At 67.4% G+C, this 6,670-nt stretch carries 7 protein-coding genes; all 7 read right to left on the bottom strand.

Features of this window, described 5'->3' with window-relative positions:
• Positions 1-580, bottom strand: a 580-nt coding sequence (locus OEX18_15325) for a hypothetical protein (GenBank protein ID MDH4338639.1), incomplete at its 3' end; no start/stop codon positions are given.
• 58 nt (positions 581-638) lie between these two features.
• Positions 639-1,448: a phosphatase PAP2 family protein gene (locus OEX18_15320; protein ID MDH4338638.1), complete on the bottom strand. Its 810-nt coding sequence runs from the start codon at positions 1,446-1,448 to the stop codon at positions 639-641.
• Positions 1,445-3,442: a hypothetical protein gene (locus OEX18_15315; protein MDH4338637.1), complete on the bottom strand. Its 1,998-nt coding sequence runs from the start codon at positions 3,440-3,442 to the stop codon at positions 1,445-1,447. The genes OEX18_15320 and OEX18_15315 overlap by 4 nt, the downstream gene beginning before the upstream one ends.
• A 47-nt stretch (positions 3,443-3,489) precedes the next feature.
• Positions 3,490-4,566, bottom strand: a complete 1,077-nt coding sequence (locus OEX18_15310) for a DNRLRE domain-containing protein (protein ID MDH4338636.1) — start codon at positions 4,564-4,566, stop codon at positions 3,490-3,492.
• Positions 4,563-4,976, bottom strand: a complete 414-nt coding sequence (locus tag OEX18_15305) for an ATP-binding protein (GenBank protein ID MDH4338635.1) — start codon at positions 4,974-4,976, stop codon at positions 4,563-4,565. Before OEX18_15305 ends, OEX18_15310 begins: the two co-directional genes overlap by 4 nt.
• A gap of 17 nt (positions 4,977-4,993) precedes the next feature.
• Positions 4,994-5,980: an isoaspartyl peptidase/L-asparaginase gene (locus OEX18_15300; protein MDH4338634.1), complete on the bottom strand. Its 987-nt coding sequence runs from the start codon at positions 5,978-5,980 to the stop codon at positions 4,994-4,996.
• A gap of 350 nt (positions 5,981-6,330) precedes the next feature.
• The coding region (locus tag OEX18_15295; GenBank protein MDH4338633.1) for a tetratricopeptide repeat protein at positions 6,331-6,670 on the bottom strand (340 nt) is incomplete at its 5' end.

Below are 6,670 nucleotides of genomic sequence, written 5' to 3'. Positions count from 1 at the left end.
GCGGATCGTATGGCTCGAAACGGGCGGCGATCCGCCACTTCTTGTCCACCGGGTAGCGCGCGATGCCCTTGAACGACGTGCGCACCTCGCTGGCGGAGTCCTTCACGCGCAGGTAGAGGCTGCCGGGGCGGTCGATCACGTAGAAGTCGTAGGTGCCCATCTTGATCTCGGTGGGGTTGCCGTCGGCGTCGCTCTCAAGCGTCATGCTAGTGACCGGTGTGTCGTCGTGCGTCATGGCCACACCGCCCGCGGCCTCGAGTTGCACCGCCTTGCCCGCCACGGTAATGCGGCCGGCGTGCGCGGGCGCCTTGCCGGCAAAAACGAGGTCGTTGTCGTCGGCGCTTCCAAAGGTGTAGGTGCCGTCTTCGATGGGAAACAGGCCCACCAGGCTGAGCCAGCCGGTCGGGCTCTTGAGCCGTTCGATGCGGGCGTTGTGCCAGTCCGCGATCTCCTGCTGGTACGAATCCTTGCTGGCGCCGACGCCCACACCCCCGCCACCCACGCCGATTCCAACCGAGCCGCCGCAGGCAAAGAGGGTGGCCAATGTGACCGAGAGCGCGATTCTGACAACAGCGTGCACGGGGTGTCCTTTCTGGATGCCATGATGATGCGATTTGCGTGGCGCCGCGTCAAGCCGGTTAGAACGCCAGGCTGAAGGATAGCTGCAGCGTGGCCGCGTCGCCTCCCGACTCCGACGGATCGCAGTCGTAGCGGTCCACCAGGAACGCCGATACCGAGTAGCCAATGAGCGCGCCGGTGATGACGTCGGAGGTCCAGTGCGCACGCGAGTCGATGCGTTGCAGCCCCGCGGACACCGCCAGCGTGTACGCCGGAATCTGGACGTACCAGTACGGGTGCCGCCCCGCGCCCGCGCCGGCCAGCGCGAACGCGGTTGAGGTGTGGCCCGATGGAAACGACACGCTTTCGTGATCACCGGGGCCCACGAACCAGTTGAACTTGTGTGGTCCCTCGTCGGCGTGGGGCCGCTTGCGGCCCAGAATCACCTTCGCCAGCCCGCTGATGGCGGTGGAGAACACCAGCGACTCGGTCATGATGGCCGCGGTGTCCACCATGCGGTCTTCGTCGGCCAGCCATCCGCCCACCGCAACCGCGCCGATCACGCCCGCGGACACGATGAACGCGTTCTTGCCGCTCCTGCCGTACCAGTTGCTGAGGCTCGCAAGTTTGTGGAAAGGCTTCCACGCGGCGGGTTGCTCCTGCACCACGCGGTCGATGGGCGCGTCCGCCCAGATCATGGTGGCGCCGACGCTGGCAAACGCCACGCCGGTCTTGATCCACCCCTCCTCATCCATCTCGAAGGGGGCCTTCAGCAGCGCTTCGAAGTCCTCACCCACCGATTCCCACGTGACGTCGCGGCAGTCGTCCGCGCGAACGGCGGGGGCCGCCAGCAAGGCCACGATCAGCGCTGCGGCTGCGACGCGCTTCACGGCGCCCCCAGTTGCACGCGCAGTTGCAGCGCGAGCGTGAACGCTTGCGACGCGCCCGCCGGATGGTCGCGCAGCGTGGTGTCGAAAATGTTGCGCGCCAGCAGGTCGAGCGTGGCGCGGCCGTTCCAGGGCGCGTATTGCAGGCCGGCATCGACTGTGGTGTACGCGGGCACGTTGGGGTGGTAGGTCACCGTGATGCCGTCCACCACGCAGGTGGCGCCGTCGATGCCCGCGTAGTCCGGCCAGAATGTCGACGACGCGTGCGCGATGCGCAGCCGCAGGCGCCATGCCTCGCGCACCCGGCCGTAGACCGAATAGGCGAGCCGGTGGCGGGGGACGGTCTGCCACAGCGCGCTGAAGGCGGCGTCGGAGTCGAACTCCTCGAAGTAGGTCCACGAGAAGTCGGCCCACGAGCGTTGCCCCAGCGCGTGCCACAGGCGCGCGCGAACGATACCCACGTTGCCGGCCTGCCCGGTGGCGACGTGGGTGGGGGACACGAAGCTGCAGGTGGCGCTGTCGAAGGTGAAACTGCGCTGCTCCACGTAGGCGTCGTCGAAGCGGCGCACGCCCAGATCCACGTCGACACCGCCCAGCACGCCCACCGAGGTCCAGCCCAGGTCCGCCGAAGACACCGTGGTGCGCGTGATGGGCCCGTCGATGGTGTAGGTTACCCCGTTGCGCGCCAGCAGGGCGTAGCCGCGCTCCGACCACAGCCACAGGTTGTCGTCTTCCACGAAGAGACGTTGTGCCAGGCGCACGCGTACGCGCAGCGTGTCGGCCGAGCGTGGCACCCAGTCGGCGGTCACCCCCACCGCAGCGGCGCCGTCGCCGTCCGCAAAGGTTCCCGCCGCGTCCACCCCGGCGCTCCATGCATGGTTGAGTTGCCGCTGCCCCGCAAGACCGGCGCGCAGGATGGTGTCGGCGTTGCGCGAGAGCGCGACTTCGGTGGACACGCGGCGTTCCTCCGCGCTTGCGAACAGCACCGAGCGTGATGCGCGCCCGCGGCGCGTCACGTTCGCCCCCGCGGATGCGCGGCGCTGGCCCCAGTCGTAGTCGAAGGCGAGCACGCCGTCCTGGTCGGACAGCTGCGTTTCCGATGCGGTGGCGTGGTAGCCCAGCAGGATGTCCTGCGCGAGTGCGGCGCGCCCGGAGAACGCCAGCGTCGTCATGCGCTGATCGGTGGGTACCTCGCGGCCGAAGGGTTCGGAGTAGTGAAAGTAGTGCCGCGCGTTCTGGGTGGAGAAGAGTACCTCCTGCCAGTACGCGCCCGCGCGCACACCGCCGCGCAGCGAGGCCGACATGCGCAGCATCGCCGGCGAGGCGGGGTCGTAGAACCAGTCGGTGGCGTCGGACGCGGGCGCGGTGGCGCCGGGGCGCAACGTGCTCATCGCCGCGGTGGTGCTGGCAACGATGGCGGGATCGTTGAAGGGCTGTTCGGCCATGGCCGCGGAGAGCGTGGCGTACCAGTTCGTGGCCCCTCGCGAGACCCACAGCGACCCGTCGGGCCCCGCGTCGCTGCCGCCCGCGCCGGTCTCATGCGAAACGCTGGCCGCGCCGCCCGCATTCCAGCCGCCGCGCGCCCGAGCCGCAAAAATCTCCACCCGCCCGCGTCCCGCGTCCCACGTGGCGCCCGGAGCGGACTCGTCGCAGAACACCACCGAATCGATTTCGGCCAGACTCACCGGGATCATCTCGAGGTGCTGCGCGTCGAACACCGATACGTCGAAGGGCTGCCCGTTGAGAAACAGCGACCACTGCGCGGCGCGCGGCAGGGAGAGCCCGCGCGGTGTGGGCGAAGCGGTATAGAAGTCGTTGGACTGCGGGGACCACGCCTCGACCGACGCGATGACGTCATATAGGCGCGTGGCGCCGAGCGCGCGAATCATGTCGCGCGTCACCGTCACGCGCCGTCCGGCCGCGGCCGCGGGAGCGATGGCGGCCACAAACAGCATGGCCACGGCGATCATGCGCGCGGCACGATTCACCGTGGCCATGTTGATTCGACTTTGCGCGCGCCGCGGGGTCACCCCGCGATCATACGCTACTGGGTGACGGTGTAAAACACCGTAAGCCGCGGACGGTTGCCCGCGGTGGCGTTTTCGCGCGAATCCCACTGGCGCACGTTGCCGGGCACGCCCTCGTCGCCGAGCAGCGCCCAGCCGAAGTTGCTGGCCGGGGTATCCAGCCAGAGTTGCACATTGGCAACCAGGGCGGGACTCGCCCATGTGTATTTGCCGAGCGCGTCAGTCTGCTCCGTGGCGCTGGGCGTGACGTCGATATCGCCGCCGGGGTTGGTCCACAGGGACGTCCCGCGGAAGCGATCCAGCCACGTTGCGTCGCCCGGTGTCGCGCTGCCGCCGCCGCCTTCACCCGGTCCCAGATTCGCGATGGACGTGCCCTCGCCCCAGCTCGCCTGCACGAGGTGAAGCGAAACCGGGCTGTTGCCCGTGTCCCCGGGACGCTTCCTGAACAGGTTCAGTTGCAGCGCCACGCTGTCGATCTGGGCGCCGGCCGGGATGCTGTCGGCAATGGCGAACGCCATCAGGCCGCGACGGGCGTCCGCGGGACCGCCCGCGCCACCCATGTTCATGCCCGAGAAGAGGTACTGCCCCTTGGCGTTGCTGAGCGTGTCGGACTCGGCGTACATCGTGTTGTCCATGTAGCAGGGGATTTCCACGAAGTACTGCACCGACCCGCCGCGCGGCGTCCAGATGGCGTTGTTGGAGATGGAGGACCAGTTGCCCGAATCGTCCCGGGTGCGCAGCGCAAAATAGTGCACCTGCAGCGTGTCGAAGCCGGTGAAGGTGAAGGATTCCAGGCTGCCGGCGGGGCCTGGCGCCGTTGGCAGGGCGATGTCGGTGGCGGCATCCCAGTTGGAACTGGTGATGGTCGCGTTCGACTCCCTGACCTGGTACGCCGCGGCCGTTCCCGAGTTGCCGTCGTCGCCGGGCGCCGTCCATGCCAGGGTGAGGCCCAGGAAACCGGTGTTGAACACCGTCAGGTCGGTCACGCGCGCGGGCGCTGTGGAATCCACGTCGGTGGGCGGGTCGTCGTCTTCGCCGCAACTCATCGAAAACGCCAGCGCCGCCACCAGAATCAATCCTATAGTCTTTTTCATGAAGCCTCCTGGGATCCATACTCGACCACCGCGTTGACCCGGTTTTTTCCGCCGGCGCGCTTGTACTCGAGAGATTTTGTCATGCTCTTTACCAGATAGACGCCGTAGCCGCCGACGCTCTGTTCCTCGATGGGGCGTCCCAGCGGCGGCGGGGGCGCTTCCCGCGGATCGAATGGTTTTCCATCGTCGTCGGTGGTGACCACCACGCGGCCGGGCTCGGTGCGCAGGGTGAGGACGATGGTGTGCTCCGTCTCTGCTTCGAACGCGTGCTGAATGATGTTGACGATGAGCTCTTCCACCACCAGCCGGGTGCGCCGCACGCGGTCGGGTGGCACCCCCTCTTCGCCCAGAAACTCGGTCAGCGCCACGTTGATGCGCTTCATCTCCCCCAGGTCGTTTGTTAGTGACATCCGAAGGAGACCCATCGTTACTCGTCGCCGTAGATGAATACGTGCGGCTTGCCGTCGGCGCCGATATGGCCGCGGTACATGCCCGGCGTGTTGAGTTCCATGGCGAAATGACCGTTGCGGTCCAGCGCAATCAAGCCGCCGGTGCCGGGGCCGCCGAGTTCCATGAGTTCTTCGTGCACCACGCGCTTCGCGGCCGCGCCCACCGACAAACCGCTGTGCTCCATGAGCGCCGCCACTTCGTGCGCGGCCGAGCAGCGTATGAAGATTTCGCCGCGTCCCGTGCACGACACCGCGCACGAGTTGTTGTCCGCGTAGGTTCCCGCGCCGATGATGGGCGAATCGCCCACGCGTCCCCAGCGCTTGTTGGTGAGCCCGCCGGTGGACGTGGCCGCGGCCAGGTTGCCCGCGGCATCCAGCGCCACCGCACCCACCGTGCCCAGGTGCATGTGCGGCAGCTCGAGCGATCCGAACTCGCCCTGCTGCTTGCGTTCCTCTGCCTGGGTGCGCTGCAGTTCCTGCCAGCGCTTGTCGGTGTAGAAGTACGCGCTGTCCTCGAACGCGAGTCCCTGGTCCTGCGCAAACCGGGTTGCCCCCGCGCCCACCATCATCACGTGGCTGGTGCGCTCCATCACCAGGCGCGCCGCCTTCACCGGGTTGCGCACGCCGGTAATGGCCGCCACCGCACCCGCCTTGCGATTGCTGCCGTCCATGATGGATGCGTCCAGCTCGTTCTTGCCCTCGCTGGTGAACACCGCGCCCTTGCCCGCGTTGAACAGCGGCGAGTCCTCCATGACGCAAACCGCCGCCTCCACCGCGTCCAGTGCGGAGCCCCCGCCGGAGAGCACCCCGTATCCGGCCACCAGCGCCTCGGCGAGCGCCGCCCGGTAGGCGGCGTCCTGTTCGGGGGTCATCTTGGTGCGCTCAATGGTGCCGGCGCCGCCGTGAATGACAAGGACGACTTTGGTACTGGCGGACGAGTGCAAAGATTCCAATGGAATCACCATGGTGATCAAAAGGGTGGAGAAAAGGATCCGAAAAAGATGCGACGCGACGCTGTTCATCAACTCCTGCCGGGCCTGTTGCTGGCTGGGCCCCGCAGTATAGCACGATGAACGCGCCGGCGTGTTTGGCAGAAGAGAAAGTGTGGTGGGGTCTCGAACTCGTTCCGCGTGTCGGAAACGCCGGTAACCGGCACGCGGGCTCGCGAATTTTTTGGACCGGGGCTCCCCGGATCCGATTCCGTCACGCCCCTTTTGACGGCTGATCGAACCCGTGAATCACCCGATCCTGACTACATGGAGTCGGCGGGCTTCCGGCAATTCCCAAAGAATTTTTGCGACCGTGGAAAAAACGGCTAACCGTTTAGAAGATCAGAAATTAGCACGGTAGCCCGAACCTCGAGCGGCGAGCCGGGGAAGTGCGTGCGCACCAGTTCCAGGGTGCGGCGGGCCGAGGCCAGCTGCCCGGTCTCGTACTGGACCAGCGCCAGGTTGAGCATGGCGGCGCCGTTTTCGGGGTCGCTCTCCAGGGCCGACTGGAGCAGGCGCTCGGCACGCTCCATATCGTCGGAGCGGTAGGCCACGATGGCGTCCAGCACGGTAAAGCGGGTGTCGGCCGGGAAGCGCAGGCGCGCGTCGCGGGCGTAGATAGAGGCCCGCTCGACGTCGCCGGTGGCCAGGCAGCCGGAGATGAGC

It is taken from the genome of Candidatus Krumholzibacteriia bacterium, assembly GCA_029865265.1.
Taxonomy (GTDB): domain Bacteria; phylum Krumholzibacteriota; class Krumholzibacteriia; order WVZY01; family JAKEHA01; genus JAKEHA01.
Note: the sequence above shows the minus strand (reverse complement) of the source record. Positions and strands in the feature narration are given on the sequence as shown.

Excerpts from the sequence above, each read along its gene's own strand:
- OEX18_15315 (MDH4338637.1), bottom strand. The coding sequence starts at position 3,442 with ATGGCCACGGTGAATCGTGCCGCGCGCATGATCGCCGTGGCCATGCTG.
- OEX18_15310 (MDH4338636.1), bottom strand. The coding sequence starts at position 4,566 with ATGAAAAAGACTATAGGATTGATTCTGGTGGCGGCGCTGGCGTTTTCG.
- OEX18_15305 (MDH4338635.1), bottom strand. The coding sequence starts at position 4,976 with ATGTCACTAACAAACGACCTGGGGGAGATGAAGCGCATCAACGTGGCG.
- OEX18_15300 (MDH4338634.1), bottom strand. The coding sequence starts at position 5,980 with ATGGTGATTCCATTGGAATCTTTGCACTCGTCCGCCAGTACCAAAGTC.